The following is a 25966-nucleotide window of genomic DNA, read 5'->3' on the forward strand; positions in this document are numbered from 1 at the left end:
GGACCAGATCCGTCCCGCGCGCGGCGGCGTCGGTCCCGCGGCCGGCCGGCGTCGGCGCCGGTCGCCCGCGCGAGGGCGTTCCGCCGGACTGCGCCGCCCCGGGCGGCGCGCAACGAGGCCGATAGAGGTGCGCATCCTGTTCGCCATCACGATTGCCGGGCTCACGCTCCTCGCCGGGCTCCCGGCCGGCCCCGCCGCGGCCCAGCCCCCGTTCGACCGCCTCGTGGTGTTCGGCGACAGCCTGTCCGACACCGGCAACGCGGGTCGCTTCTCCGACGGGCCGGTCTGGGTGGAACATCTCGCCCGGGCTCTCGGCCTCCCTCTGCGGCCCCGGGCCGCCGGCGGCACCAACCACGCGGTCGGCGGCGCGCGCATGTCCGGCGCGAACGGTCTCGACCGGCAGGTGGAGGCCTTCCTGGACGAGCGGCGGCGGCCCGGACGCGCCCTGGTGGTCCTTTACGGCGGCGGCAACGACGTGATCGCCGGCGCCGCCCGACAGGCTTCGCCCGCCGAGGTGGAGGCGGCCGGCCGGCTGGTCGGGCGTCTCGTGGAACGACTCGCCGCGGCCGGCGCCACCGACATCCTGCTGCCGAACCTGCCGGACGTCGGCATGACGCCCGCCGTCGCCGCCTACGGGCCGGCCGCGGCCGCGGAGGCGAGGCGGCTGAGCCGCCTCTTCAACGAGGCCGCGGAGGCGGCCCTCGGCGCCGCCGGCCGGACCGTCCGGCTTCACCGGCTCGACGTCTGGAGCCTCGCCGAACGGGTCCGCCGCGATCCGGCCTCCGCCGGCTTCCGGACCGTCACCGAGCCCTGCGGCGGCCGGGGGTCGTGCGAGGGATATCTCTTCCACGACGGCGTCCACCCGACAACCGCCGCCCACGAGCGCCTCGCCCGGGCGGCGCTGGAGGTCCTGTGGGGAAAGCCGGCCGGCCGCTGAGCCGTTCCGAACCGCAGGCCCCCGTCGCGACTTGATGGAGACAGGCCAGCGAGGGGAACCGCCCGTGTCCACCATGCCGATCACCTTCTTCACCAGCCGGACCGGCAGCCGCCGGGTCACGCTCTACAGCCGCCCGGCCGCCGGCGACCTGGTCGTCTGCCGCACCCGGCGCCCGCTTGAGGATGTCCTCGCCTTCTGCGCGGCGGTCGGCATCCCGGTCGTGGACCGGTGCCCAGGCTGCCCGCCGGGCGACGAGCTTCACGACGCGACGCCCCGCCACGAGGGCGACGAGACGGCGCTCCGCCTCTTCCTCTCCGGCACCCGGCACGAGCCGCGCCAAAGGGCCGCCCGGCGAAAGGCGGTCGCCATCGGGCCTGAACCGGTCGCCCGGGCGCCCTGATCCGCCGTTCACTGCAGAACCAGGACGCCTGACCGTCGGTGCCTGGACGAGGATGCCCGGACGGGGCCGGTCAGACGTAGACCGTCGTCCGGCCCCGGTCGAAGTCGTGCTCGGACACCACCGTGCGGATGACGGCGGCGATCTTGCGGCCACCTTCCGCCGAGGGCTCGATCGGATTGGCGAAATCCCGGTCGTCGGAACAGGTGAGTCTCAGGTCGATCAGCGGGTGGCCGGCGCGCGCCACCGCCCGGGTGATCTGGTCGTTGAGGGCCGCGAGCGCCGTCGACGCCACCGCCCGCTGGCCGGGATCCGGGTAGCGGGGATCGTAGATGGTGCAGAAGGCGGCCGGCAGCCCCGTCGCGGCGACGCGGGCGACCACGTCCCGGTAGGCCACCCCGAACCCGGCCCGGACCCGGGCCACCAGGGCGAGGCTTTCGGCCACCGTCGACGCCGATCCGAGGAGGACGGACGACGCCCTCAGGGCGTCGTTGCCGCCGACGCTGACGATCAGGTGGCTGGCGTCGCGCGGAATGCGGTCCACCTGCCGCGGCAGGTCGGCCATCACGGCCCCGTCCAGCGCCAGGAGCACGGGCTCCATGCCGGCCGGCATCATGGCCCGCAGGTGATCGAGCACGGCGGGCCCGCCGGCCACATAGGCGGCATTGTCGAACACCGAGTCCCCCAGAAGAACCACCTTGCCTGCCATGCCGGGCTCCTCCCTCGTCCGTCTCCGGCCGAAGCGGCGGGCCCGGCGTCCTGTTCCGGACGATCTCGCGAAGGCTTGAAGGCAGGCCCGTGTCAGCGGTCGCCCAGGCCCGGCAGGCGGTCGACCAGGCGCCGCCCGCCGGCCGCCGCGCCGCGCCCGGCCCGCCAGGCGAGCGCGCAGCCGGCGATCCCGACCGTCGCGGCGAGGGCCAGCACGCCGAGCCGGGCCGTCGTGTCGGACACGGCCACCACGGCGGGCCGGGAGCGCGACCCGAACCGCCCGGCCGCCCCAGGGTCGCCCGGCGGCGGCGCCGTCAGGTTGCCCGGCCGCGGGTCGGCCGCCTCGTTCGTCATCTGCCCGTCCCAGGCCCGGCTCGCCAGCATGCGGTCGAGAAGGCCGGGGGCCGCCAGGGTGCCGAGGATCGCCTGGAGGGTCGGCGAGCCGATCCAGAGTTCGCGCGGCGCGGTCCCGGCCGCCTTGACGATCGCCTCGGCGACGGTCTCCGGGTCGTGGATCGGCGGCACCGGCTGCAGGCGGCGGTGGAGGTGGCTGCGCGCCCAGTCGAACTGGGGCGTGTTCACCGCCGGCACCTGCACCATGGTGAGCCGGATGCGGCTGCCGTCGTGGATGAGTTCGCTCCTGAGCGAGTCCGTGAAGCCGCGCACCGCCGCCTTGGCGGCGCAATAGGCCGACTGGAGCGGGATCGACCGGTAGCTGAGCGCCGACCCCACCTGCACGATCGTGCCGGCGTCGCGCGGGCGCATGTGCCGGAGCGCCGCCAGGGTGCCGTGGACCTGGCCGAGGTAGGTCACGTCCGTCACCCGGCGGATCTCGTCGGCGGTCATGGCCGACACGGGCCCGAACACCGTCGCCATGGCGTTGTTGACCCAGACGTCGATCCGCCCCCAGGTCGCCACCACCCGGTCGGCGGCCGCGTCCACGGCGGCCGCGTCGGCGACGTCCGCCGGGATCACCAGCGCCGTCCCGCCGGCCTCCTCCACGTCGGCGGCCGCGCCCGCCAGGCGCTCGCTGCCGCGCGCGATCAGCGCCACCCGCAGGCCCCGGCGGCCGAACGCCACCGCGATGGCGCGCCCGAGGCCGGCGGACGCGCCCGTAACCACCACCACCGGTGCCGTCGTCATGAACGATCTCCCTTGAGGCCAGCGACGGACGGATGACGTGCGGCGCGGCCAGGAAGTTCCTGACCGCCCGCGCCCCGGCTCCCGGCCGGGCCTCTCCCTTCCCGTGCCGGGCCATCGATGCAACGATGACGCCGGCCCGCGGTTGGGGACAGACGGCACGCCGGGAGACACGCTGATGGGACTTCTGATCGACGGCCAGTGGCATGACGCCTGGTACGACACCAAGACCACGGGCGGGCATTTCGTCCGCCAGGAGTCCCGCTTCCGCAACTGGGTCACGCCGGACGGCGCGCCGGGGCCGACCGGCGACGGCGGCTTCCGGGCGGAGAGCGGCCGCTATCACCTCACCGTGTCGTTCGCCTGCCCGTGGGCGCATCGGACGTTGATCTTCCGGGCGCTGAAGGGCCTTGACCGCCACATTGGCCTTTCCGTGGTGAACTGGCTGATGGGGCCGGAAGGCTGGACATTCGAGGACGGTCCGGGCGTCGTTCCGGGCCCGGTCGTCGGCGCCAAGCGCCTCCACCAGGTCTACACGGCGGCGGACCCGGCCTTCACCGGCCGCGTCACCGTCCCGGTCCTCTGGGACAAGCGGACCGGCACGATCGTCTCCAACGAGTCGGCCGAGATCATCCGGATGTTCAACTCGGCCTTCGACGCCGTCGGCGCGACGCCGGGCGACTACTATCCGCCGGACCTGCGGGCGGAGATCGACGCCCTCAACGGCGAGATCTACGACCGGGTCAACAACGGCGTCTACAAGGCCGGCTTCGCCACCACCCAGGCGGCCTACGAAAAGGCCGTGCACCCGCTGTTCGACATGCTCGACCGGCTGGAGGATCGCCTCGCCGACCGGCGCTTCCTCTGCGGCGAGAGGGTCACCGAGGCGGACTGGCGGCTGTTCACCACCCTGGTCCGGTTCGACGCCGTCTACGTCGGGCACTTCAAGTGCAACATTCGGCAGCTGAAGGACTATCCGAACCTGTGGGCCTATGCCCGCGACCTCTACCAGTGGCCGGGCGTCGCCGCGACGGTCCACTTCGACCACATCAAGGGCCACTACTACCAGAGCCACGGCACCATCAACCCGACCGGCGTCGTGCCAGCCGGCCCGGCGATCGACTGGACCGAGCCGCACGGACGCGAGCGCCTCGGCGGCCCGCCGCGCGCCGAGGCGGCCATGCCCGCCGCGGACCTCGGCGCCACCTGAGGGCCGGAGGCTTCACGTGTCCGTCATTGCCTCTTTGTCAGGCAGTGGCCCGGAACTCTTGAAATGGCCGTTCGTTGGATGGCCATAGACCAGGCCGGCACCAGGGGGAGGAGCGGCCATCCCGTCCTCTCGATCCCAGGTGCTTCATGATCGACCTCGTGCTCGTCGTCTGCCTGTCCGCCGCTCCCATCGAATGCCGGCGGGAGCGCCTGCCCTTCGAGGGCCAGATCTTCGCCTGCGCGATCCACGGCCAGCAGGTCGCCGCCGAATGGGTGCAGAACCACCCGAAGTGGCGCGTCGCCGGCTGGACCTGCGGGCCCGCCGAGACCGCGATCTGACGCCGGTGCCGCGAGGACCCTGACCGTTCTCGCCGGCCGGACGCTGTCCCGCCAGGCCCGGAGCCATCCCCGTCCCCGAGCCCCGACCGTCTCCGCCGTTCTTCCGGAGGACCCCGGCGCGTCTCGCCGACGCGGCCGGGTTTCCGCTCCGAACGCACCCCCGCGCCTGAAGTTGCGGCGGGCGCTCCCGCTCGCCGGCCGCCACGACGACACGCGACAGCCCGGCCCCGCCGGGCGGCCCGATCCGGATCCCCTGCGGGGGACCCGGACGCCGTCCGGCGGAAGGCCGGGCCCGACAGGTCCGTGCGCGGCCCCGTCAGTTGCCGGTCGAGCCGCTCTCCACGCAGGTCTTCCGCCGCTCCGTGGTGGAGCCGGCGAGATCCTCGCTCTTGGTGGTGGTCTCCGTGCAGCTCTGCACCGACGGCGACGCCGGCTCGGCGGGCGTGACCACGACCGCGCCGGTCGGCGGCGTCGGCGGGGGAGCCGGCTCGCTGACGCCCGGGCGGACCACCACGGTGGTGTCCGCGGCGGCGATCTGCGGCGCACCGGCGACGGCGACGATGACGGCGGCGATGAACATGGACGTCTTCATGGGAACCCTCCCTCATGCGATGACGCATCAACCGGGAGGGCGGTTTCGAAGTTCCGGACCGCCCGGGCGAGCCACGGGGGGCGGCTGAGACCCACCGCGCCGGCCGAGCCCGCCTGGCCGGCCGGACGCCCGATCACGCCCCCGTCACGCGCCAGACCACGTCGCCCACGTCGTCCGCCACCAGAAGCGCGCCGTCCGCCGCGAGCGTCACGCCCACCGGCCGGCCGAAGGCGTGCTTCTCGTCGGCCGACAGGAAGCCGCTGAGGATGTCCCGCGGCGGCCCGGACGGCCGTCCGCCCTCGAACGGCACGAACACGACCCTGTAGCCGCTGAGCGTGCTGCGGTTCCAGGATCCGTGCTGGCCGATCACCATGCCGTCCGGAAAGCCCGGCAGCGTGCCGGCCGGCATCCAGCAGAGGCCGAGCGAGGCGGTGTGGCCGCCGAGCGCGTAGTCCGGCTGGATCGCCCGGGCGACCAGCGCCGGGTCCTGCGGCACCCGGTCGTCCACCGTCCGGCCCCAGTAGCAGTAGGGCCAGCCGTAGAAGCCGCCGTCTTGAACCGACGTCAGGTAGTCGGGCGGGGTCTCGTCGCCGAGGCCGTCGCGCTCGTTCACCACGGTCCAGAGCACGCCGGTGGTCGGCTCGAAGGCGAGACCCACCGGGTTGCGCAGGCCCGAGGCGAAGATGCGGCTCGCGCCCGACGCGACGTCGATCTCGTAGATGGCCGCCCGGCCCTCCTCGGCCTCCATGCCGCGGTCGCCGATGTTGCTGAGCGAGCCGACGCCCACATAGAGCTTCGACCCGTCCGGGCTCGGCAGGATGCTGCGGGTCCAGTGGCCGCCCGGCTTGAACCGCGCGATCGTCCGGCCCGGCCCGGTGACGCCCGGGGCGCCCGCCGGCCAGGAGAAGGCCACCACGCCGTCCGTGTTGCCGACGTAGAAGGTGTCGCCGAGGCGGGCCATGCCGAACGGCTGGTTCAGGCCGTCGAGAAAGGTCTCCTTCACCTCCGCGACCCCGTCCCGGTCCCGGTCGGCGAGCCGGGTGATCCGGTTCGGGCTCACGCCCACCGCGCCGGCCCGCTTCATGGTGCTGTGGGCCGCATGGTCGAACAGGCTTTCGGCCGGCTCCGGCACGCTCAGCGCCTCGGCGGCCAGCACGTCGCCGTCCGGCAGCACGGTCAGCCAGCGCGGGTGGCGCAGGCCCGTCGCGAAGGCGTTCACCGCCAGGCCCGGGGCCGCCACCGGCAGCTGACCCGGCGCCCAGCCCTTCGCGGTCGGCATCTTCAGGGTCGGCAGCTTGCCTTGCGGCCGGGCCGCAGGGATCGAGGGCGCGCCCCCCACCGCCTGCTTGGACGGCACGCCCTGGGCGCGGCGAAGAAGGATCATGGTGGCGCCGACGAGGGACACCGAGCGGGCGATGAGGCCTGAAAAGGTCATGTGCGGTCCTTGGGATGAAGCGGCGCCACCCTAATGAACCCAACACCGCTTGGGAACCGCCGCCGGACCCGCGTTCCGTCCCGACAGGCCTCCCGCACTCCCTCACCGCCGCCGGGCGGCCCAGCGCTTCTCCGCCTCCACCACCGCGAACAGCACAATCCCGGTCGCCATCACCGCGAGGCCGTCCGTCAGGGAGACCGGTCGGCTGTCGAACACCGCGTTCATGACGGGCAGGTAGGTGAAGGCGAGCTGGGCGACGATGACGCCGCCGACCCCGAGCAGAACCGCCGGCGTGCCCATCGCGCCGCGAACGGTGAGCGAAGCGCCATGCACGTAGCGGACGCTGAAGAGGTAGAAGATCTCCATCACCACGATGGCGTTCACCACCAGCGTCCGGGCCACCTCGACCGGCTGGCCGCCGCCGAGCGCATAGGCGTAGACGCCGAAGCAGCCGGCCACCATCAGCGCCGACACGCCGAGGATGCGCAGGGCGAGCCGGCCGGTGAGCAGGGGCTCGTCCGGCGGCCGGGCGGGCCGGCGCATGGTGCCGGGCTCGGTCGGCTCGAACGCCAGGGTGAGGCCGAGCGACACGGCCGTCACCATGTTGATCCAGAGGATCTGCACCGGCGTCACCGGCAGGGTGAGGCCGAACAGGACGGCGATCATGATGACCAGCGCCTCGCCGCCGTTGGTCGGCAGGGTCCAGGCGATCACCTTCTTGACGTTGTCATAGACCGTCCGCCCCTCCCGGACCGCCGCCACGATGGAGGCGAAGTTGTCGTCCGCGAGCACGATCTCGCTCGCCTCCTTGGCGGCCTCCGTGCCCTTCGCCCCCATGGCGACGCCCACGTCCGCCCGCTTCAGGGCCGGTGCGTCGTTCACCCCGTCGCCGGTCATCGCCACCGTGGAGCCGTCCGCCTGCAGGGCCTCCACGAGGCGAAGCTTCTGCTCCGGGCTCGTCCGGGCGAACACGGTCGCCTCCCGGGCATGCCGGCGGAACCCATCGGCGTCCAGCCGGTCCAGGTCCCGGCCGGTCACCGTCCTGGGGTCGTCCGCAAGGCCGAGCTGGAGCGCGATCGCCCGGGCCGTCGCCGCGTGGTCGCCTGTGATCATCTTCACGCCAATGCCCGCCGCCCGGCATTCCGCCACGGCGTCGGTCGCCTCCGGCCGGGGCGGATCGATCAGGCCGACGAGGCCGAGGAGGGTGAGCCGGCCTTCGAGGTCCGCTGCCCGGACCGGCTCCCCGCCGCGCGCGAGCCGCCCCGTCGCCACCGCCAGCACCCGCTGGCCGTCCGCCGCCAGGGCCTCCACCGCCATGTGCCAGCGCGCCCGGTCGACCGGCGCGCCGTCCGCCTCGGCCGCGAGCTCGATCACCGCCTCCGGGGCGCCCTTCACGTAGACGAGGGTTCCGCCGTCCCCGGCCGGATGGGCCGTCGCCATGAACCGGTGCCGGGCGTCGAACGGCAGCAGGCCCGTCCGCGCCGCCGCGGTCCGCTCCCGGTCCGGGTCGAGCCCCGCCTTGGCGGCGAAGGCCACGAGCGCGCCCTCCATGGGGTCGCCCTCCACGGTCCAGTGGTCGCCCGACCGGGCCAGGACGGCATCGTTGCACAGAAGCACCGCCCGGGCGAGATGGCGGAGCGCCGGGTCGGCCGCCGGATCCAGCGGTCCGTCACCCGCCGTGAACGCGCCGTCCGGCCGGTAGCCCACGCCGTCCACCACGACCGCCCGCCCGTCCGCCGTCACGGCCGAGCGGACCATCATCTCGTTGCGGGTCAGGGTGCCGGTCTTGTCGGTGCAGATCACCGACACCGACCCGAGGGTCTCCACCGCCGGCAGGCGGCGCACGATGGCGTTCCGCCGCGCCATCCGGCGGACCCCGACCGCGAGCGCGATGGTCAGCACCGCCGGCAGGCCTTCCGGGATGGCCGCCACCGCGAGGCCGATCACCACCATCAGGGCGTCCTCGAACGCATAGTCCCGCACCAGGGTCGCGTAGGCGAGGACCACCACCGACACCACGCCGACCGCGAGCGAGACCTGCCGGGCGAACTGGTCCATGCGCCGGACGAGCGGCGTCGCCAGCTGCTCCACCTCGCCGAGGAGAGCGCTGATGCGGCCGAGCTCCGTGCCGGCGCCCGTCGCCACCACCACGCCGGTGCCCTGGCCGGCGGTCACCAGGGTGCCGGAGAAGCCCATGGAGGTGCGGTCGCCGACGGCGGCGTCCAGCGCCGCCGGCTCCACCGTCTTCTCCACCGGGACGGATTCGCCGGTGAGGACCGATTCGTCCACCCGCAGGCTGTGCGCCGACAGGAGACGGACGTCCGCCGGGATCCGGTCGCCCGCCTCCAGGGCGAGCACGTCGCCGGGCACCACGTCCCGGGCCGGGATCGTGGCCCGCCGGCCGCCCCGGATCACCGACGCGCGCGGGTCCAGCATGCCCCGGATGGCGTCCAGCGCGGATTCGGCCCGGCCCTCCTGGACGAAGCCGATCACCGCGTTGGCGATCACCACAGCGGCGATCACCAGCGCGTCGGTCGGGTGGCCGATGGCGGCCGCCACCGCGCCGGAGGCGATCAGGACGTAGATGAGAAGGTTGTGGAACTGGGCGAGGAAGCGCATCAGGGCGCTCCGCCGGGGCGCTTCCGCCAGCCGGTTCGGCCCGTGGACTTGGAGCCGCCGCGCCGCCTCCTCGGTCTGAAGGCCGGCCGGCCCGCTCGACAGGGCGCCAAGCACCGCCTCCGGGCTTGCCGCGTGCCAGCCCGCGCGCGCCGCGTCCGCGATGCCGTCCGGCCGATCCGTCATCCGCCCACTCCTTCCCGGCGCCGTCGCGGCGCGTCGGGGCTCCATTCGGGGCACGCTAGGGTCCCGGGCCGTCCGCGTCCATTCCGGTGCCGTGCGGACGGCAGAACTACACCCCGCCGTTAAGCAAACGGGCCGATCCCGATTGCAGGCTTCTGGTCGAAACCCCTAGTCTGGCGGCAGTTCTTCGGGGGGGTGTCCGGGTGGGTGTCATCGGGGTTCTTTCGTCGTCCCTCGCGCAGGCGATCGCGGCCGGCGCCGTGTGGCCGCTCGGGTGGGCGGGCTCCCGCCCGATCGCCCGCGACGGCCTCTCCGCCGTCCTCCTCGACGGCCTCGACGACCCGCGCCTCCCGGCCCTTCTCGACCGCATGCCGGCAAGGCCGCCAAGCCCCTTCCAGGAGCCCGGCTTCATCTCCGACCTGATGGCCACCATCGGGGCCGCGACCGGGACCCGCCTCGTCCTCGTGGCGGTCTCGGACGGATCGGGCGAGCCCGTGATGGTGCTGCCCTTCGGGCTGCGCCGCCAGGGCTTCACGCGCGTGCTCGAAGGGCTGGACCTGGAGGTCTCCGACTACTGGGCGCCGCTCGCGGTCGCCTGCCGGCGCTTCGGCGCGGCCGACCTCGACGCGATCTGGCGCGCCGCGCGCGCGGTCCTGCCGCCCGCCGATCTGGTGATCCTGCGCAAGGTGCCGCTCGCCATCGGCGGCGAGCCGCATCCCCTGGCCGCCTGGTCCCGGCTGAAGGTCATGGGTGCCTCCGCGGTCCGCCTGTCCCTCGTCGGCCCGGACGGCGAGCCCGCCCCGATCTCGGGTCTGGGCGGCGTCAAGGACGGCCGCCGCAAGGAACGCAAGCTCGCCAAAAGCGGCACGATCGCCTTCGTGGAGGCCGACGCCGCCACCCTCGGGCCCGTCCTGGACCGGATGATCGAGCAGCGCCTGGAGCGGTTCCGCGCCATGGGCCGGCCCGACCTCCTGGACCGGCCGGAGGTGGAGGACTTCTACCGGCGCCGCGCCTGGAACGGTCTCGCCGACGGCTCGGTCCGCGTGTTCGCCCTCCTGGTGGACGGCGAGATCCTGGCCGTCAGCTACGGCCTCCGCCGCGCCGGGACGCTCACCATCGTGGTCACGAGCATGACCTCCGATCCGCGCTGGACCGCCTTCTCCCCGGGCCTCATCATCATGGTGCGCGCCATCGAGTGGGCCGCGGCCGCGGGCCTCCACACGGTGGACCTCAGCGTCGGCGCCCTCGCCTACAAGACCCGGTTCGCCGCCACCGCCACCGAACTCGCCGAGGCGCAGATCCCGCTGACCCCGCTCGGCCTGCCCCTGGCGGCGTGCGGAACCCTGCGTCGCTGGGCCCGCCGGGCCATGCGCCGCCACCCGGCCCTCGCCCGCCTGCGCGCCGGCGCCGGACGCTAGGACGGGGCGCCGGAACGGGTCGCCGAAAGCAACCTTCGGCTTGATCCAAGCAATTGATATCCAACATTTTTTTCTGGAACGATGGTCGATAAGCCCCGTTGCCTTGCCGGATGAGAACTGCTCGTCCGACGGGAAGGGCTGACGGATTTGGAACCGGATCGGGACACCACCATCGTGACCGCCGCCGAGGAGACCGCCCGGGTCGAGACCCAGGAGGTCCTGACCGGCCGCGTCGTCGTGGAGACCTCCGTGGATGTGGTGGACGAACCCGTCCGTGCCACGCTCGACGGCGACGTGGTCGACGTGGTGCGGGTGCCTCGGGACGAAGTCGTGACCGTCCTGCCGGAGATCCGGGTGGACGGCGACGTCACCATCATCCCGGTCGTCGAGGAGGTTCTTGTCGTGGAGAAGCGTCTCGTCCTCAAGGAAGAGCTGCACGTCCGGCGGCGCACCGAGACCCGAACGGTCGAGGTGCCGGTCCGGCTCAGGCGGCAGACCGCCACCATCCGGCGCGAGGACGCGGACGGGATCGACAACAGCGAGGCATAATGACCATGGCTTACGGGATCGACAGCACTGGCGACAACCGCCTGATCACCGCCTTCTTCGACGACCGGTCCGCCGCCACGCGGGCGGTGGAGCGCCTGGTGGCGCTCGGCGTGCCGGAATCGCAGGTTCGCCTGACCGAGGGCGCGAGCACCGGCAGCAGCGCCACCACCACGACGGAGCATCGCTCCGGCGGCTTCCTCGACGCGCTCGCCGACCTCTTCATGCCGGACGAGGACCGCTACACCTACGCCGAGGGCCTGCGCCGCGGCGGCTACATGGTGTCCGCCACCGTCGGCGACGGCTACTACGACCGGGCGATCGACATCCTGGACGACGACGGCACCGTGGACCTCTCCGAGCGCGAATCCACCTGGCGGTCCGAAGGCTGGACCGGCTATGACGCCAACCGCTCCGACATGGGCGACGTGCCCCTGACCGAGAGCATGGGGGTGAGCGGCACGCGCACCACGGGTACGGGCGCCACCGGCATGGACTCCGCCGGCATGGGCACCGGCCTCGGCGCCACCGGCGGCTTCGGCTCCGGCGCGACCGCCCGCGCCTCCGACAGCGGCTACGACACCGGCCTGACCGGCCGCGACGAGGCCATCCCGGTCGTCGAGGAGCGGCTCCGGGTCGGCAAGCGCGACGTGAACCACGGCCGCGTGCGGATCCGCTCCTATGTGATCGAGCAGCCCGTGCACGAGAGCGTGAACCTGCGCCAGGAGCATGTGGACATCGAGCGCCGTCCGGTCGACCGGGCCGTGACCGCCGGCGACGACCTCTTCCGCGAGCGCACCATCGAGGTGGAGGAGCGCGGCGAGGAGGCCGTGGTCTCCAAGGAGGCCCGCGTGGTCGAGGAGGTGCGCCTGCGCAAGGACGCGACCGAGCGCACCGACCAGATCGACGACACGGTCCGCCGGACCGAGGTGGAGATCGAGGACGACCGCGGCGTCCGCCGCGACCCGCTGAACCGCGGCCTCTGATCCCGGTCGCCTGACCGTCGCCTGACCGTCTCCGGGCGGCCGCGCCGTTCCCGCCGGGCCCTCATGGTCCGGCGGATCGGCGCGGCCGCCCGTCTGCCGTCCGCCAACCGCTCGTTAACCATTCCGCTTCATCATCGCCCGGCCAGAGGAGGTGCGGCGATGCGCGAAGTCATGGTCGAGGATGGATTGACGGTCCGGTTCCCGGGACGCTCGGTGGAGTTCCTGGAAGGCGTCGACATCGGCCTTCTCATCGCCGACCTCGCCGCCGGCCATGGCGACATCACGCGCCGGATCCGCCGCTCCGGCCTGAAGCAGGCCGCCGACGTGGCGAACGGCTTCGGCTACCGCTGCACCACGGTCGCGGAAGGCGACGACTGGATCGAGATCAACGTCACCAACCGCCGCCGCCGCCCGGTCCTGCGCGTGGTCTGACCGGTCCGCCGACCGCCCTATCGGACGAAACGCCGCTTCCCGCCGAAGGTCCGCGGCATCCTTCGCCGTGTGGGCCCGGCCCCCTTGTGGCGAGCGCCGGTCCCCTCTACCGTCCCGCGTCGATCAACGCCAAAGGACGGACCCGACCTTCCATGCTCTTCGCCGTGACCTGCATCGACAAGCCCGGCCACGCCGGCGTGCGCACCGAGAACCGCGCCGCCCACCTGGATTTCCTGAAGGCCAACGCCGACGCGGTGAAGATCGCCGGCCCGTTCACCAGCGACGACGGCAGCGCCATGGTGGGCTCGCTCCTCGTCGTCGAGGCGGCCGACCGGGCCGCGCTCGACGCGCTCCTCGCCGCGGACCCCTATGCGGCGGCGGGTCTCTTCGAGCGGGTCGAGATCCGGCCCTGGCGCTGGGTCATCGGCAACCCGGGCTGAGCGCCATGGCCAGGTGGCTGTTCAAGTCCGAGCCCTTCAAGTGGTCGTTCGAGCAGATGAAGGCGGCCGGCGCCCGCGGCACCCAGTGGGACGGTGTGCGCAACTATCTCGCCCGCAACAACATGCGGGCCATGCAGCTCGGCGACCTCGGCTTCTTCTATCACTCCAACGAAGGTCTGGAGGTCGTCGGGGTCGTGGAGGTGTGCGCCCTCGCCCACCAGGACACCACGACCGACGATCCGCGCTGGCAGTGCGTGGACGTGCGCGCGGTCCGCGACATGCCGCGCCCGGTGACCCTTGCGGCCATCAAGGCCGAGCCGAGCCTCGCCGGGATGAGCCTCGTCACCTCCATGCGCCTCTCGGTGCAGCCGGTCACGGACGAGGAGTGGGCGATCGTCTGCCGCATGGGCGGTCTCGACCCGCTCGACATCGTCTCCCCCTACGCCGACGTGACGTCATGACCGGCGACGGGCCCGCGCGCGACCCGGTCGCCTTCATCCGCGCGGAGACCCGCCTGATCGCCCCGCCCCACGTGCCGGAGATCCGCCTCCACCTCGCCGACGAGGCGCTCGACCTCTGGCGGCGCACGGAGGAGGAGCTCGACCAGATGGGCCTGCCGCCGCCCTACTGGGCCTTCGCCTGGGCGGGCGGCCAGGCCCTCGCCCGCCATGTGCTCGATCATCCGGAGCTCGTCGCCGGCCGGCGCGTGCTCGACTTCGCCTCCGGCTCCGGGATCGTCGCCATCGCGGCGGCGATGGCCGGCGCCGCCTCGGTCACGGCGACGGACATCGACCGCTTCTCCCTCGCGGCCATCGCGCTCAACGCCGAGGCGAACGGCGTCGCGGTCACGCCGTCCGGGGCGGACGTGCTCGCCGGAGGCGCCGCCGGCCACGACGTGGTGCTCGCCGGCGACGTCTTCTACGAGAAGCCCATGGCCGACCGGGTGGAGCCCTTCCTGAGGGCCGCCCAGGCGTCCGGCGCCCTGGTGCTCTTCGGCGATCCCGGCCGCAGCTATGTCCCGAAGTCCGGCGTGGAGGCGATCGCCACCTACGAGGTGCCGGTCACCCGGGCGCTGGAGGACAGCGAGGTGAAGCGCACCCGGGTGTGGCGCCTCCTGCCCTGACCGGCGCGCAGCCGGCGCCGCTCCCGCGAGGCTGCCGGTTGCGCCGCCCACCGCCGCCGAGGCCAGGATCGCCGCCGGTTCGCGCGGCCAGGAAGGCTTGCGCCATGCGGTTTTTCCCGCACCGCAAACGCCCTATTCGACGAAGTGTCGAGACCCGCCGACGCCCCCGGTGCGGTTTTCTCAACCAAAGTTCGACCGGCTCCCGGTGGACGCTGTCCCGGCGACCGCCGATAATGCCGGCCAACTGAAGAGAGGCCGCCGCAGGGAGGAAGGCGGTGGCCGCCCCAGGGAGAAGACCATGTCCAGCGAACTCTTTCCCGTTCCGGAATCCATCGCCCGGTCGGCACTGATCGACGACGCCAAGTATCAGGCCCTGTATCGCGAATCGGTCGAGGATCCGGACGGCTTCTGGGGCCGGGAGGGTAAGCGTCTCGACTGGATCAGGCCCTATACCAAGGTCAAGGACAGCCGCTACGCGCCGGACGTGTCGATCCGGTGGTTCGAGGACGGCCAGCTCAACGTGTCGGCCAACTGCATCGACCGCCACCTCGCCACGCGCGGCGACCAGACCGCCATCATCTTCGAGGGCGACGATCCGAACGACTCGCGCCATATCACCTATCGCGAGCTCTACGCGGAGGTGTGCAGGTTCGCCAACGTGCTCAAGGCCCACGGCGTCAAGCGCGGCGACCGGGTCACCATCTACCTGCCGATGATCCCGGAAGCCGCCTACGCGATGCTCGCCTGCACGCGCATCGGCGCCATCCATTCCATCGTGTTCGCCGGCTTCTCGCCGGACAGCCTCGCGGGCCGCATCGAGGACTGCGCGTCCAGGATCGTGCTCACCGCCGACGAGGGCCTGCGCGGCGGCCGCAAGGTGCCCCTGAAGGCCAACGTGGACGCGGCCCTGAAGAAGACGCCCGGCGGCGAGACGGTGATCGTCGTCAAGCGCACCGGCGGCGCCGTGTCGATGACCGAGGGCCGCGACTTCTGGTACGAGGAGGAGGCCGCCAAGGTGCCGGCCGAGTGCGAGCCGGAAGCGATGAACGCCGAGGATCCGCTCTTCATCCTCTACACGTCCGGCTCCACCGGCAAGCCGAAGGGCGTGCTCCACACCACCGGCGGCTACCTGGTCTACGCGTCCATGACGCACGAGTACGTGTTCGACTACCACGACGGCGACATCTACTGGTGCACCGCCGACGTCGGCTGGGTCACCGGCCACAGCTACATCGTCTACGGCCCGCTCGCCAACGGCGCCACCACGCTGATGTTCGAGGGCGTGCCCACCTGGCCGGATGCCGGCCGCTTCTGGCAGGTGATCGACAAGCACAAGGTCAACATCTTCTACACGGCGCCGACCGCCATCCGGTCGCTCATGGGCGCCGGCAACGACCATGTGACGAAGACGTCCCGCGCCTCCTTGCGCATCCTCGGCTCCGTGGGCGAGCCCATCAATCCGGAAGCCTGGCTCTGGTATCACAACGTGGTCGGCGACGGCCGCTGCCCGATCGTCGACACCTGGTGGCAGACCGAGACCGGCGGCATCCTGATCACGCCGCTGCCCGGCGCCACCGCCCTGAAGCCCGGCTCCGCGACCCGGCCCTTCTTCGGCGTCAAGCCGGCGGTGGTCGACGCGGAAGGCAAGTTCCTGGAGGGCGCCACCGAGGGCAACCTCGTCATCACCGACAGCTGGCCCGGCCAGATGCGCACCATCTACGGCGACCACGAGCGGTTCGAGCAGACCTACTTCTCCACCTACAAGGGCCTCTACTTCACCGGCGACGGCTGCCGGCGCGACGCGGACGGCTACTACTGGATCACCGGCCGCGTGGACGACGTCATCAACGTGTCCGGCCACCGCATGGGCACCGCCGAGGTGGAGAGCGCGCTCGTCGCCCACCCGAAGGTGTCGGAGGCGGCCGTGGTCGGCTACCCGCACGACATCAAGGGCCAGGGCATCTACTGCTACGTCACCCTGATGGCCGGCGAGGAGCCCACCGAGGCGCTTCGCAAGGAGCTGAAGGACTGGGTGCGCCGGGAGATCGGCCCGATCGCGACGCCGGATCTCATCCAGTTCTCGCCCGGCCTGCCGAAGACCCGCTCCGGCAAGATCATGCGCCGCATCCTGCGCAAGATCGCTGAGGACGAGTTCGGCAACCTCGGCGACACCTCCACCCTCGCCGACCCCGGCGTGGTGTCGGACCTCATCGACAACCGGCAGAACCGCAAGGCCGGCTGACGACGCCCCGCTTCCCGGCGGACTTCGGTCCGCCGGCCCGGCGGCTCCGTCCGCGATCGGCGCCGCCCGACCCTCGCCCTCCCGCACCGCGGGAGGGCTTTTTCGTTGCATCCTCGGCCGGGGGCGGCGATCATGACAGCCCGATGACCACTCGAACCGGGAGGCTTGGTTGACCGAGAGGGTGGATGACGAAAACCGGACGACCGCGGCGGTGGTGGTGCTGAAGCCCGCCGACGCCGGCGCCGCGGCCCCCGCCCAGACCCCGGCCGGCGGCCCGAGGGAACAGCCCTACACCGCCTTCGACCGGCGGGAACTCTCCGAGATCCTGAAGGTCTACGGCCGCATGGTGGCGGCCGGGGAATGGCGCGACTACGCGATCGACACCCTGAAGGACAGGGCGGTCTTCTCGATCTTCCGGCGCACCTCCGAGGTGCCGCTCTACCGGATCGAGAAGAACCCGAAGCTCGCCCGCCGGCAGGGCGCCTATGCGGTCATTTCCCAGACCGGCATGATCCTGAAGCGCGGGCCGGACCTCGCCCGGGTGCTGCGCGTCCTCGACAAGAGCCTCAGCCTCGTGGACGCCTGAACCCGGCGGAGCATTCTGCGGGCCACCTCGCCGCGTCTGCGGGCCGCGAGGCCTCACGGCGTCGTCCGTCGATCCGGGTCAGCCCGGCGGCGTCCCGCCGCCGGCCCCGAGCGCGCGCTGCATAAGCACCTGGTCGAGCCAGCGGCCGTGCTTGAACCCGACCGCCCGCGCGATGCCGACCAGTTCGAAGCCGAGCGACCGATGAAGGCCGATCGAGGCCGCGTTGGCGCTATCGCCGATCACCGCCATCATCTGCCGGAAGCCGCGCCGCGCGCTCTCCTCCACGAGCCCTTGGAGGAGCGCGCGGCCGACGCCCCGCCCGTGCGCCGACGGGTCCACGTAGATGGAATTCTCCACCGTCCAGCGATAGGCCGCCCGCGGCCGGTAGGGCCCGCAATAGGCGTAGCCGAGGAGCCGCCCCGCCTCGTCGAGGGCTGCGAGGTAGGGATGGTCCGCCTCCGCCACCGTCCGCATCCGCCGCCCCATCTCGGCCTCGTCCGGCGGCTCGGTCTCCCACGAGGCGGTGCCGTGGAGGACGGCGTCCGCGTAGATGGCCGTGATGGCCGGCAGGTCGTCGGCGGTGGCCGGGCGGATCGTCGGGCGGGGTGCGGTCAAGGCGCCAAGTCCTCCAGGCGGGCGGGATCCGCCGTCTCATGCCAGAGCCGGCGTCCGCCGGAAAGACGCGGCTTGGCGGGCTCAGGCGCCGGCGCACAAAAAAAGCGCGGGGCCGAAGCCCCGCGCCTGTTTGCCATCGATGACCGACCGCCTCAGTCGCGCTGCTGGCCGAACAGCTGCAGCAGCATGAGGAAGAGGTTGATGAAGTCCAGGTAGAGCGCGAGCGCGCCCATGATGGCCTTCCGGCCCGCCGTCGCCACGTCGTCGCCGGCGAAATACATCTCCTTGATGCGCTGGGTGTCATAGGCCGTCAGGCCGGCGAACACCAGGACGCCGATCACCGACACCGCGAAGGCGAGCGCCGAGGACTGCAGGAAGATGTTCACCACCATCGCGATGATGATGCCGATGAGGCCCATGATCAGGAAGGAGCCCATGCCCGACAGGTTGCGCCTGGTGGTGTAGCCGTAGAGGCTGAGACCGCCGAACGCCGCCGCCGTGACGAAGAACACCTGGCTGATGGACGTGCCGGTGTAGACGAGGAAGATGGACGACAGCGACAGGCCGACCAGCGCCGCGTAGACCCAGAAGGTCAGCTGCGCCGCCCCGACGCTCATCCGCTCGATGCGGAAGGACAGGAAGAACACCGCCGCCAGCGGCGCCAGCATCACCACCCAGCGCAGCGGGCTCTGGTAGAGCGCCTGGCCGAACGGGGTGAGCGCCGTGCCGGTCTGGTCCACCGCCATCTGGAAGGCCGCGAAGGCGACGACGCCCGTCACCGCGAGGCCGATGGCCATGTAGTTGTAGACCTTGAGCATGTATGCGCGGAGACCCTCGTCGATCTCCGCCGCCGTGATGCGGGCGTCGTAGCGCGCATTCACGTTGCGATCCGGGTATGCCATGGAGATTCCCTCTGGACGTGTCCGCAAGCGACCGGCGGACATGCCGGCCCCTTTGCACTACCATATGGCCCCGGCGGCGATTGTCCACAAGGCGGCGGCCTTTTCCCGCCGCCTCCGGACCACGCGGTTACCCGCGGCTTGCCGGGCACCGACCGCTCAAAGATCGCGCAGCACCGGCGCGGCCTTCTGGCCGAGGATGCGCCAGGTGCCGAGGAGGCCGAGGCCGACCGTCAGCACCAGGGCGACGGCCGCCGCCCCGATGGCGACCCACGGGTCGAGCGTCGCGTCGATCTCCATGATGCCGGTCAGCACGCCGAAGGCGGCCGCCGAGCCCGCCACCACGCCGAACACCGCCGCCGCGAGCCCGAGCAGCGCGTATTCCGCCACGAAGGCCGACAGCACCCGCGCCCGGGTCGCCCCGAAGGTCTTCAGGAGCACCGCGTCGTAGATCCGCTGCCGATGGCCGGAGGCGAGCGCGCCGGCGAGCACCAGCACGCTCGCCACCAGCGCCACGGACGCCGCCGCGCGGATCGCCACCGCCAGGTTGGCCACGATGTCGTTCACCGCCGAGAGCACGTCCTTCACCCGCACCGCCGTCGCGGTCGGGAAGGTGTCCACCACGGCCTTCATGAGGGCGAGTTCCTGCTCGCGGGTGCCGCCGTCCTTGAGGCTGGCGGTCGCCAGCCAGGTGTGCGGAGCGCCCGCGAAGGTGTTCGGCGAGAACACCATCACGAAGTTGATGGAGAGCGACTCCCACTCCACCCGGCGTGTGTTGGCGATGCGGGCGGTGATCTCGCGCCCGAGCACGTTCACCGTCACCGTGTCGCCGACCTTCAGGCCGAGCTCCTTGGCGAGTTCGTCCTCGTAGGAGACCAGCGGCTCGCCCGCATGGTCCGCCGGCCACCACTCCCCGTCCACCAGGGTCGAGCTCGCCGGAACGGTGGGTTCGTAGGTGACGCCGCGCTCCCCGTCGAGCGCCCAGCGGGCGCCCGGCGGCGCCTCGATCTGGTCCACCGGCGTGCCGTTCAGCGCCACCATGCGGCCGCGCAGCATGGGCACGCGCTGGAGGGTCGCGCCGGGGGCGGTGGTCTTCACCAGCTGCTCGAACGCCTCGATCTCGGCCGACTGGATGTCCAGGAAGAAGAAGCTCGGCGCCTGCTCCGGCAGGGTGCCGACCAGCTGGCGGCGGAGGTTGCCGTCGATCAGCGCCAGCGTGACGAGGAGCGCGAGCCCGAGGCCGAGCGACAGCACCACCGACACCGTGAGGCCGCCCGGCCGGTGGATGTTCCGGATCGCGAGCCGGAACCCGGCCGAATGCACCTGCGGCGCCCGCCGGGCCACCGCCATCACGCCGTGCGCCACCAGCCAGAGCACCAGGAAGGACGCCGCCGTGGCGCCCACGAACACGGTCGCGACGAACCGGTCGTAGGCGAGCAGGATGGCGAGCCCGCCGAGCACCGCCACCGCCACCGTGGTGGCCGCCAGATAGGTCTTCCGCGGGATCCGCCGCTCGGGCGCGATCCGCTCGCGGAAGAGCGCCGACACCGGCACGTCGTGGGCCCGCCCGAGGGCGTAGGTCGCGAAGGCGAGCGCCGTGAGCGCCCCGTAGAGGGCCGCGAGGCCGAGCTCGATCGGGTAGACGCCGATCCGGATCGGCAGGTTGAGGGCATCCGCCAGGGCGTCGCCGCCGAGCCACGGCACCAGGAGGCCGAGACCGAGGCCGATCACGATGCCGACGAGCGTGATGCCGACGATCTGCAGGAGGTAGACCAGCACCACGAACCCGCCGGGCGCGCCCAGCGACTTGAAGGTCGCGATCGTGTCGCGCTTGCGGTCCACGTAGGACTTCACCGCATTGGTCACGCCCACGCCGCCGACCACCAGGGCCGTCAGCCCCACCAGCGTCAGGAACTGGGCGAAGCGCTCCACGTTGCGCTGCAGGCCGGGCGAGGCGTTGTCGCGGGTGGAGATGCGCCAGCCCGCGTCCGGGAAGCGGCGCTCCGCCTCCGCCTTGACGGCCGCCACCCGCTCGTCCGTGCCGCCGTCCGCCAGCACCACGCGGGTGGAGTAGCGCACCAGGCTGCCCGGCTGCACGAGGCCCGCCGCGTCGAGCCCCGCCCGGCTCATCATCACCCGCGGGCCGAAGTCGATGCCGGAGCCGATCTTGTCCGGCTCGGACCCGACGGTGGCGCGGATCTCAAACGTCCCGTTGCCGATCCGCACCCGGTCGCCCACGGCCGCGTCCAGCCGCGCCGCCAGCAGCGGATCGACCGCGATGCCGTGCACCCCGTCTCGCTCCCGGAGCGCGTCCGCGAGGCCGAGCCCCTCCTCCAGCGCCACCGTGCCGCGCAGCGGATAGGCGGCGTCCACCGCCTTGATCTCCACGAGCGCCTGGGACTCGCCGGTCTCGGTGCGCGCCATGGCCCGCATGGAGGCGATCGTCGACGTCGGGCCGAGGCTCGACAGATAGGCGAGCTGGTCCGGCAGGATGTCCTGGTGGATCTGCGTAAACGAAAGGTCGCCGCCGAGGATGGTGCCGCCTTCCGCCGAGATGCCCTCGGTGATGCCGCGCGTGGTGGACCCCACGCTGGCGATCGCCGCCACGCCGAGCGCGATGCAGGCGATGAAGATGCGGAAGCCGGAAAGGCCGCCGCGCAGCTCCCGGAGCGCGAAGGTGACGGCCTTGGAGAGCGGCGGCCCGGACCGGGACGGCAGGAAGGCGGACATGGATGCGTCTCCTCAGGCCGTCACGGGGGCGCGGGCCGGGCCGAGGATCACGTCTTCGACGATCTCGCCGGAGCGCATGGAGATGCGCCGGTCGCACCGGTCGGCGAGCGACCGGTCGTGGGTGACGAGCACCAGGGTGGCGTTCCGCCCGGCCTTGGCGGCGAACATCAGCCGGATGATCTCCGCGCCCGTGTCCGCGTCCAGGTTTCCGGTCGGCTCGTCGGCGATCAGGATGGAGGGCTCCGGCGCGAGCGCGCGGGCGATCGCGACCCGCTGCTGCTCGCCGCCGGACATCTCCGCCGGATGGTGATCGAGCCGATGGCCGAGGCCGACCGCCTTCAGCTCCGCCTCCGCGCGCTCGAAGGCGTCGCGGCGGCCGGCGAGTTCCAGCGGCACGGCCACGTTCTCGAGCGCCGTCATGGTGGGCATCAGGTGGAAGGACTGGAACACGATGCCGACGGACCGGCCCCGGAACCGGGCGAGCCCGTCCTCGTCCAGGCGCTCCAGGCTTTCGCCCGCCACCGTGATCGTGCCGGCGTCCGCCCGCTCCAGGCCGGCCAGCACCATCAGGAGCGTGGACTTGCCCGATCCGGACGGCCCCACGATGCCGACGCTCTCGCCGGCGCGGATGTCGAGCGACAGCCGCTTCAGGATGTGCACGCGGGCGGCGCCGGAGCCGAGGCTCAAATCCACGTGTTCGAGGCTGATCGCTGGTTTCGCCACGGTGAGGAGCCCTATATGGAACGCGCCGGCGGTGGCCGGTCTTTGATCGATGCGTGTCGCCGGACGGGATCGTCCGCCCGTCCGAGCATATGGGATACGCGGCAGAGCGGAAAAGGCGAGGTCACAAGCCCGTGAGAAGTGTAATGGAACGTATCAGGCCGGCCCTCTCGGCGATCGCCCTCCTGGTCCACCTCCTCCTCGCCCCGCTCGTGTCCGCCGCTCCGGCGGCCGCGGACACGGTCCGTCTCGTGGCCTTCGGCGACAGCCTCACCGCCGGCTACGGCCTCTCCCCGCGCGAGGCCTTTCCGGCCAGGCTGGAGGCCGCCCTGAAGGCGCGCGGCCACGACGTCGCCGTCGTCAACGCCGGGGTCTCCGGCGACACGGTGGCGGCCGGCCTCGCCCGGGTCGACTGGACCTTCTCCGAACCGTTCGACGGCGCCATCGTGGAGCTCGGCGCGAACGACGCCCTGCGCGGCCTCGATCCGGCCCGCACCCGCGCCGATTTCGACCGCCTGGTCGGCCGGATCGCCGAGACGGGCAAGCCCATCCTGATCGCCGGCATGCTGGCGCCGCCCAACCTCGGCGAGGACTACGGCCGCGCGTTCAATTCCATCTTCCCGGACACGGCCGAAAAGTACGGCGCCCTCCTCTATCCCTTCTTCCTCGACGGCGTGGTGGCCGACCGGCGCCTCAACCAGCCGGACGGCATCCACCCGACGGCCGAGGGCGTGGACATCATCGTGGAGCGCATCCTGCCGAGCGTGGAGGACCTCCTGCGGCGGATCGAGGCGGCCGGCTGATCCCGTTCGGCCTTGCGCGGCCGAACGGGGCCGCTATGGTGCGGTGCCCCATAACCCTTCCCAGCCCGGCGAGGCCGACGCTCCACCGGCGTGCGTCCCGTCGACGCCGCCCGCATCGAACCGTCCGGCCCCGGCGAACCGCCTCTCTGATCCCGATCCGCACCAGGAGACCCGCCCGATGGAGTTCCGCCGTCTCGGCCGCACCGACCTCATGGTCAGCCCCATCTGCCTCGGCACCATGACGTTCGGCGAGCAGAACACCGAGGCCGAGGGCCACGCCCAGCTCGACCGGGCGCTCGACGTCGGCGTCAACTTTCTCGACACGGCCGAGCTCTACGCCATCCCGCCGCGTCCGGAGACACAGGGCCGCACCGAGGAGATCATCGGCACCTGGCTCGCCGCCCGGAAGAACCGCGACCGGGTGATCATCGCCTCCAAGGTGGTCGGCCGCACCGCCAACACCTGGTTCCGGGACGACGGCTCGCCCGGCCGGCTCACCCGCCGGCAGATCGAGGAGGCGGTGGAGAAGTCGCTCCGGCGGCTCCGCACCGACGTGATCGACCTCTACCAGCTGCACTGGCCGGACCGGGAAGTCTCCCAGTGGGGCACCAATCCCACCCGCTTCAAGGCCTTCACGCCGGCCGTGGACGAGACGCCCGTCGAGGAGCAGCTCGCCGTCCTCGCCGACCTCGTGAAGGCCGGCAAGATCCGCCATATCGGCCTCTCCAACGAGAGCGCCTACGGCACCATGCGGTTCCTGTTCGCCGCCGAGAAGGGGATCGGGCCGCGGGTCCAGTCGATCCAGAACGCCTACAACCTCCTCAATCGCACCTACGAGACCGCGCTCGCCGAGATCTCGATGCGCGAGGAGGTCGGGCTCCTGGCCTATTCGCCGCTCGCCCAGGGCTATCTCACCGGCAAGTACCAGGGCGGCGCGCTGCCGAAGGGCAGCCGCAAGCAGCTGTTCAACCGGCTGCAGCGCTACGAGCAACCCGGCTCGGCGGAGGCGGTGGACGCCTACCTGTCCGTCGCCCGCGACTTCGGCATCCACCCGGTCGCCTTCGCGAACGCCTTCGTGATGGCGCAGCCCTTCGTGACCGCCTCCATCATCGGCGCCACGTCGGTCTCCCAGCTCGACGAGAACCTCGCGGCAGCCTCGGTCACCTGGACCGAGGAGATGCAGCGCCGGGTCGACGAGGTGCACCAGCTCCACGGCAACCCGGCGCCGTGAGGAGGCGGAGTGAGGGGTGGCCGCCCGTTTTTCGGGTCCGCTCTTCTCTCGTACGCGGGACGTCACCCCGGCGAAAGCCGGGGCCCAACCGCACGCCCCATCACCCGCGCCGGTCCCGAACTCCCGGCGTCGGCTGGATCCCGACTTTCGCCGGGATGACGGTCGGGGGCAGCGCCCGACGGCTGACGCCGCCTCCCCGTCCCACGGCTCCATCGTCATGGTCCGCTGCAGGCGGACCATGACGCATTCGAGCCACCCTCAGGCCGCGGCCTTGGCCTTGATCAGCCCGCGGTTGACCAGCACCTCGGCGATCTGGACCGCGTTGAGAGCCGCGCCCTTCCGCAGGTTGTCGGAGACGACCCACATGGAGAGGCCGTTCTCCACGGTGATGTCCTCGCGGATGCGGCTGATGTAGGTGGCGTCCTCGCCGGTCGCCTCGTAGGGCGTGATGTAGCCGCCGGGCTCGCGCTTGTCGATCACGAGGCAGCCGGGCGCCTCGCGCAGGATCGACCGCGCCTCGTCGGCCGAGATCGGGTGCTCGAACTCGATGTTCACCGCCTCGGAGTGGGACACGAACACCGGCACGCGCACGCAGGTGGCGGTGAGCTTGATCTTGGGGTCGAGGATCTTCTTGGTCTCGACCACCATCTTCCACTCTTCCTTGGTGGTCCCGTCCTCCATGAAGACGTCGATGTGCGGGATGAGGTTGAAGGCGATCCGCTTGGGGAACTTGCTCGCCTCCACCGGGTCCGACACGAACACCGCCCGGGTCTGGGTGAAGAGCTCGTCCATGCCGTCCTTGCCGGCGCCGGAGACGGACTGGTAGGTGGCCACCACCACGCGCTTGATCGTCGCCTTGTCGTGCAGCGGCTTCAGCGCCACCACCAGCTGGGCGGTGGAGCAGTTCGGGTTGGCGATGATGTTCTTCTTCGTGAAGCCCGCGACCGCGTCGGCGTTCACCTCCGGCACGATCAGCGGCACGTCCGGGTCCATCCGGAACGCGGACGAGTTGTCGATGACCACGCAGCCCGCGGCGCCGATCTTCGGCGACCACTCCTTGGAGACGGTGCCGCCCGCCGACATCAGGCAGATGTCCACGCCGGAGAAGTCGAAGGTGTCGAGCGCCTTCACCTTCAGCGTCTTGTCGCCGTAGGAGACCTCCTGTCCCTGGCTGCGCCGGGACGCGAGGGCGATCACCTCGTCGGCGGGGAAGCCCCGCTCGTCGAGGATGGCGAGCATTTCACGGCCCACGTTGCCCGTGGCACCGACGACGGCGACCTTGTAACCCATGAGACTAGACCCTTGTCAGCGAACCGTCCCCCCGCTCGGCTCCGGCCGCCTCGCGGGGCGCCCGCTGTGGGGGGCCTGGAGGCTCGCCGCCGCCCCCTCGGACCCCGAGGAGGACAAGCGGGGAGCGAGAGGGTCGATCACGTCGTGGTCGTGGTTTTCGTCCCCGTCGCCGTCCGCACGCAGATCATCGGCCGTCCGTTCGACGGCGGGACTGCAGGCGGCACAAGGGCGGCGAAACGCATCATCGACCGGACAACCTCTCGAATGGGCACGTTCTTCGGGGATCGGGCCGATGAAGTCAAGAGATCCCGGCCTCTCTCCGGCAAAACACGGAGCGATCAAAGCCCGG

25 protein-coding genes are annotated in these 25966 nt (G+C 72.1%); 15 read left to right on the forward strand and 10 right to left on the reverse strand.

Translation table 11 applies throughout. From position 1 onward, the window contains the following. Nucleotides 1–127: 127 nt before the first annotated feature. Together HND91_RS03325 and HND91_RS03330 are read left to right on the forward strand one after the other, a co-directional pair. Nucleotides 128–937 carry an SGNH/GDSL hydrolase family protein gene (locus tag HND91_RS03325; protein ID WP_181705075.1) on the forward strand — a complete coding sequence of 270 codons (810 nt, stop codon included), beginning with the start codon at nucleotides 128–130 and terminating at the stop codon, nucleotides 935–937. Nucleotides 938–1001: 64 nt separating this feature from the next. Further along, nucleotides 1002–1337, forward strand: a complete 336-nt coding sequence (locus tag HND91_RS03330) for a hypothetical protein (RefSeq protein ID WP_181705076.1) — start codon at nucleotides 1002–1004, stop codon at nucleotides 1335–1337. 70 nt (nucleotides 1338–1407) lie between these two features. On the opposite strand, the gene HND91_RS03335 is transcribed toward HND91_RS03330, so the two are convergent. Together HND91_RS03335 and HND91_RS03340 are read right to left on the reverse strand one after the other, a co-directional pair. After that, the gene (locus HND91_RS03335) at nucleotides 1408–2043 is read right to left on the reverse strand and encodes a GDSL-type esterase/lipase family protein (protein WP_181705077.1); all 636 of its coding nucleotides are present in this window, start codon (nucleotides 2041–2043) and stop codon (nucleotides 1408–1410) included. A 92-nt stretch (nucleotides 2044–2135) separates the two neighbouring features. Next, entirely contained in the window at nucleotides 2136–3185 is a 1050-nt protein-coding gene (locus tag HND91_RS03340; RefSeq protein WP_181705078.1) for an SDR family oxidoreductase, read from the reverse strand. Nucleotides 3186–3360: 175 nt separating this feature from the next. Between HND91_RS03340 and HND91_RS03345 the strand changes: the two genes are divergently transcribed. Then, nucleotides 3361–4392, forward strand: a complete 1032-nt coding sequence (locus HND91_RS03345; protein WP_181705079.1) for a glutathione S-transferase family protein — start codon at nucleotides 3361–3363, stop codon at nucleotides 4390–4392. A gap of 146 nt (nucleotides 4393–4538) precedes the next feature. Beyond that, nucleotides 4539–4730, forward strand: coding sequence for a hypothetical protein (locus HND91_RS03350; RefSeq protein ID WP_181705080.1), 192 nt, complete (start codon nucleotides 4539–4541; stop codon nucleotides 4728–4730). Nucleotides 4731–5046: 316 nt separating this feature from the next. Here the strand turns inward: HND91_RS03350 and HND91_RS03355 are convergent, their stop codons facing one another. The 3 genes from HND91_RS03355 to HND91_RS03365 form a co-directional block, all read right to left on the reverse strand. Further along, a complete protein-coding gene (locus tag HND91_RS03355; protein ID WP_181705081.1) occupies nucleotides 5047–5322 on the reverse strand; it encodes a hypothetical protein in 276 nt (91 codons plus the stop codon). Between the two features lie 133 nt (nucleotides 5323–5455). Further along, complete coding sequence (locus HND91_RS03360; protein WP_181705082.1) at nucleotides 5456–6757, reverse strand: PQQ-dependent sugar dehydrogenase; 1302 nt, start codon at nucleotides 6755–6757, stop codon at nucleotides 5456–5458. Nucleotides 6758–6859: 102 nt separating this feature from the next. Continuing rightward, on the reverse strand, nucleotides 6860–9559 hold the full coding sequence (locus HND91_RS03365; protein WP_181705083.1) for a cation-transporting P-type ATPase: 2700 nt from the start codon (nucleotides 9557–9559) through the stop codon (nucleotides 6860–6862). A 200-nt stretch (nucleotides 9560–9759) separates the two neighbouring features. Here HND91_RS03365 and HND91_RS23165 point away from each other — a divergent pair, with 200 nt between their 5' ends. From HND91_RS23165 to HND91_RS03410, 9 genes are all read left to right on the forward strand, one after another. Then, nucleotides 9760–10974, forward strand: coding sequence for a GNAT family N-acetyltransferase (locus tag HND91_RS23165; protein ID WP_181705084.1), 1215 nt, complete (start codon nucleotides 9760–9762; stop codon nucleotides 10972–10974). Nucleotides 10975–11148: 174 nt separating this feature from the next. After that, the gene (locus HND91_RS03375) at nucleotides 11149–11523 is read left to right on the forward strand and encodes a DUF2382 domain-containing protein (protein ID WP_343057051.1); all 375 of its coding nucleotides are present in this window, start codon (nucleotides 11149–11151) and stop codon (nucleotides 11521–11523) included. Nucleotides 11524–11528: 5 nt separating this feature from the next. Beyond that, on the forward strand, nucleotides 11529–12506 hold the full coding sequence (locus HND91_RS03380) for a YsnF/AvaK domain-containing protein (RefSeq protein ID WP_181705085.1): 978 nt from the start codon (nucleotides 11529–11531) through the stop codon (nucleotides 12504–12506). A gap of 159 nt (nucleotides 12507–12665) precedes the next feature. Next, nucleotides 12666–12938 (forward strand): hypothetical protein, encoded by a 273-nt coding sequence (locus tag HND91_RS03385; protein ID WP_181705086.1) that lies wholly within the window; start codon nucleotides 12666–12668, stop codon nucleotides 12936–12938. 152 nt (nucleotides 12939–13090) lie between these two features. Then, nucleotides 13091–13378 carry a YciI family protein gene (locus HND91_RS03390; protein WP_181705087.1) on the forward strand — a complete coding sequence of 96 codons (288 nt, stop codon included), beginning with the start codon at nucleotides 13091–13093 and terminating at the stop codon, nucleotides 13376–13378. 5 nt (nucleotides 13379–13383) lie between these two features. Next, entirely contained in the window at nucleotides 13384–13839 is a 456-nt protein-coding gene (locus HND91_RS03395; RefSeq protein ID WP_181705088.1) for an EVE domain-containing protein, read from the forward strand. Continuing rightward, a complete protein-coding gene (locus HND91_RS03400) occupies nucleotides 13764–14501 on the forward strand; it encodes a class I SAM-dependent methyltransferase (protein ID WP_425485412.1) in 738 nt (245 codons plus the stop codon). The genes HND91_RS03395 and HND91_RS03400 overlap by 76 nt, the downstream gene beginning before the upstream one ends. A 298-nt stretch (nucleotides 14502–14799) precedes the next feature. Further along, on the forward strand, nucleotides 14800–16743 hold the full coding sequence (acs, locus tag HND91_RS03405) for an acetate--CoA ligase (RefSeq protein WP_181705090.1): 1944 nt from the start codon (nucleotides 14800–14802) through the stop codon (nucleotides 16741–16743). A gap of 169 nt (nucleotides 16744–16912) precedes the next feature. Continuing rightward, a complete protein-coding gene (locus HND91_RS03410; RefSeq protein ID WP_181705091.1) occupies nucleotides 16913–17329 on the forward strand; it encodes a DUF2794 domain-containing protein in 417 nt (138 codons plus the stop codon). A gap of 78 nt (nucleotides 17330–17407) precedes the next feature. Here HND91_RS03410 and HND91_RS03415 read toward each other — a convergent pair whose 3' ends face one another. The 4 genes from HND91_RS03415 to HND91_RS03430 form a co-directional block, all read right to left on the reverse strand. Further along, complete coding sequence (locus tag HND91_RS03415) at nucleotides 17408–17944, reverse strand: GNAT family N-acetyltransferase (RefSeq protein WP_181705092.1); 537 nt, start codon at nucleotides 17942–17944, stop codon at nucleotides 17408–17410. 152 nt (nucleotides 17945–18096) lie between these two features. Beyond that, nucleotides 18097–18846, reverse strand: a complete 750-nt coding sequence (locus HND91_RS03420) for a Bax inhibitor-1/YccA family protein (protein ID WP_181705093.1) — start codon at nucleotides 18844–18846, stop codon at nucleotides 18097–18099. Nucleotides 18847–19002: 156 nt separating this feature from the next. Next, nucleotides 19003–21573, reverse strand: a complete 2571-nt coding sequence (locus HND91_RS03425; protein WP_181705094.1) for an ABC transporter permease — start codon at nucleotides 21571–21573, stop codon at nucleotides 19003–19005. Nucleotides 21574–21585: 12 nt separating this feature from the next. Continuing rightward, a complete protein-coding gene (locus HND91_RS03430; RefSeq protein ID WP_181705095.1) occupies nucleotides 21586–22296 on the reverse strand; it encodes an ATP-binding cassette domain-containing protein in 711 nt (236 codons plus the stop codon). A 143-nt stretch (nucleotides 22297–22439) separates the two neighbouring features. Between HND91_RS03430 and HND91_RS03435 the strand changes: the two genes are divergently transcribed. Further along, the gene (locus HND91_RS03435) at nucleotides 22440–23096 is read left to right on the forward strand and encodes an arylesterase (RefSeq protein WP_181705096.1); all 657 of its coding nucleotides are present in this window, start codon (nucleotides 22440–22442) and stop codon (nucleotides 23094–23096) included. Nucleotides 23097–23274: 178 nt separating this feature from the next. Next, the gene (locus tag HND91_RS03440) at nucleotides 23275–24327 is read left to right on the forward strand and encodes an aldo/keto reductase (RefSeq protein WP_181705097.1); all 1053 of its coding nucleotides are present in this window, start codon (nucleotides 23275–23277) and stop codon (nucleotides 24325–24327) included. Between the two features lie 258 nt (nucleotides 24328–24585). On the opposite strand, the gene HND91_RS03445 is transcribed toward HND91_RS03440, so the two are convergent. Further along, nucleotides 24586–25617 carry an aspartate-semialdehyde dehydrogenase gene (locus HND91_RS03445; RefSeq protein ID WP_181705098.1) on the reverse strand — a complete coding sequence of 344 codons (1032 nt, stop codon included), beginning with the start codon at nucleotides 25615–25617 and terminating at the stop codon, nucleotides 24586–24588. Between the last annotated feature and the right edge of the window lie 349 nt (nucleotides 25618–25966).

This window comes from Chthonobacter rhizosphaerae (assembly GCF_013839525.1).
In the GTDB taxonomy this organism is placed as follows: Bacteria; Pseudomonadota; Alphaproteobacteria; order Rhizobiales; family Pleomorphomonadaceae; genus Chthonobacter; species Chthonobacter rhizosphaerae.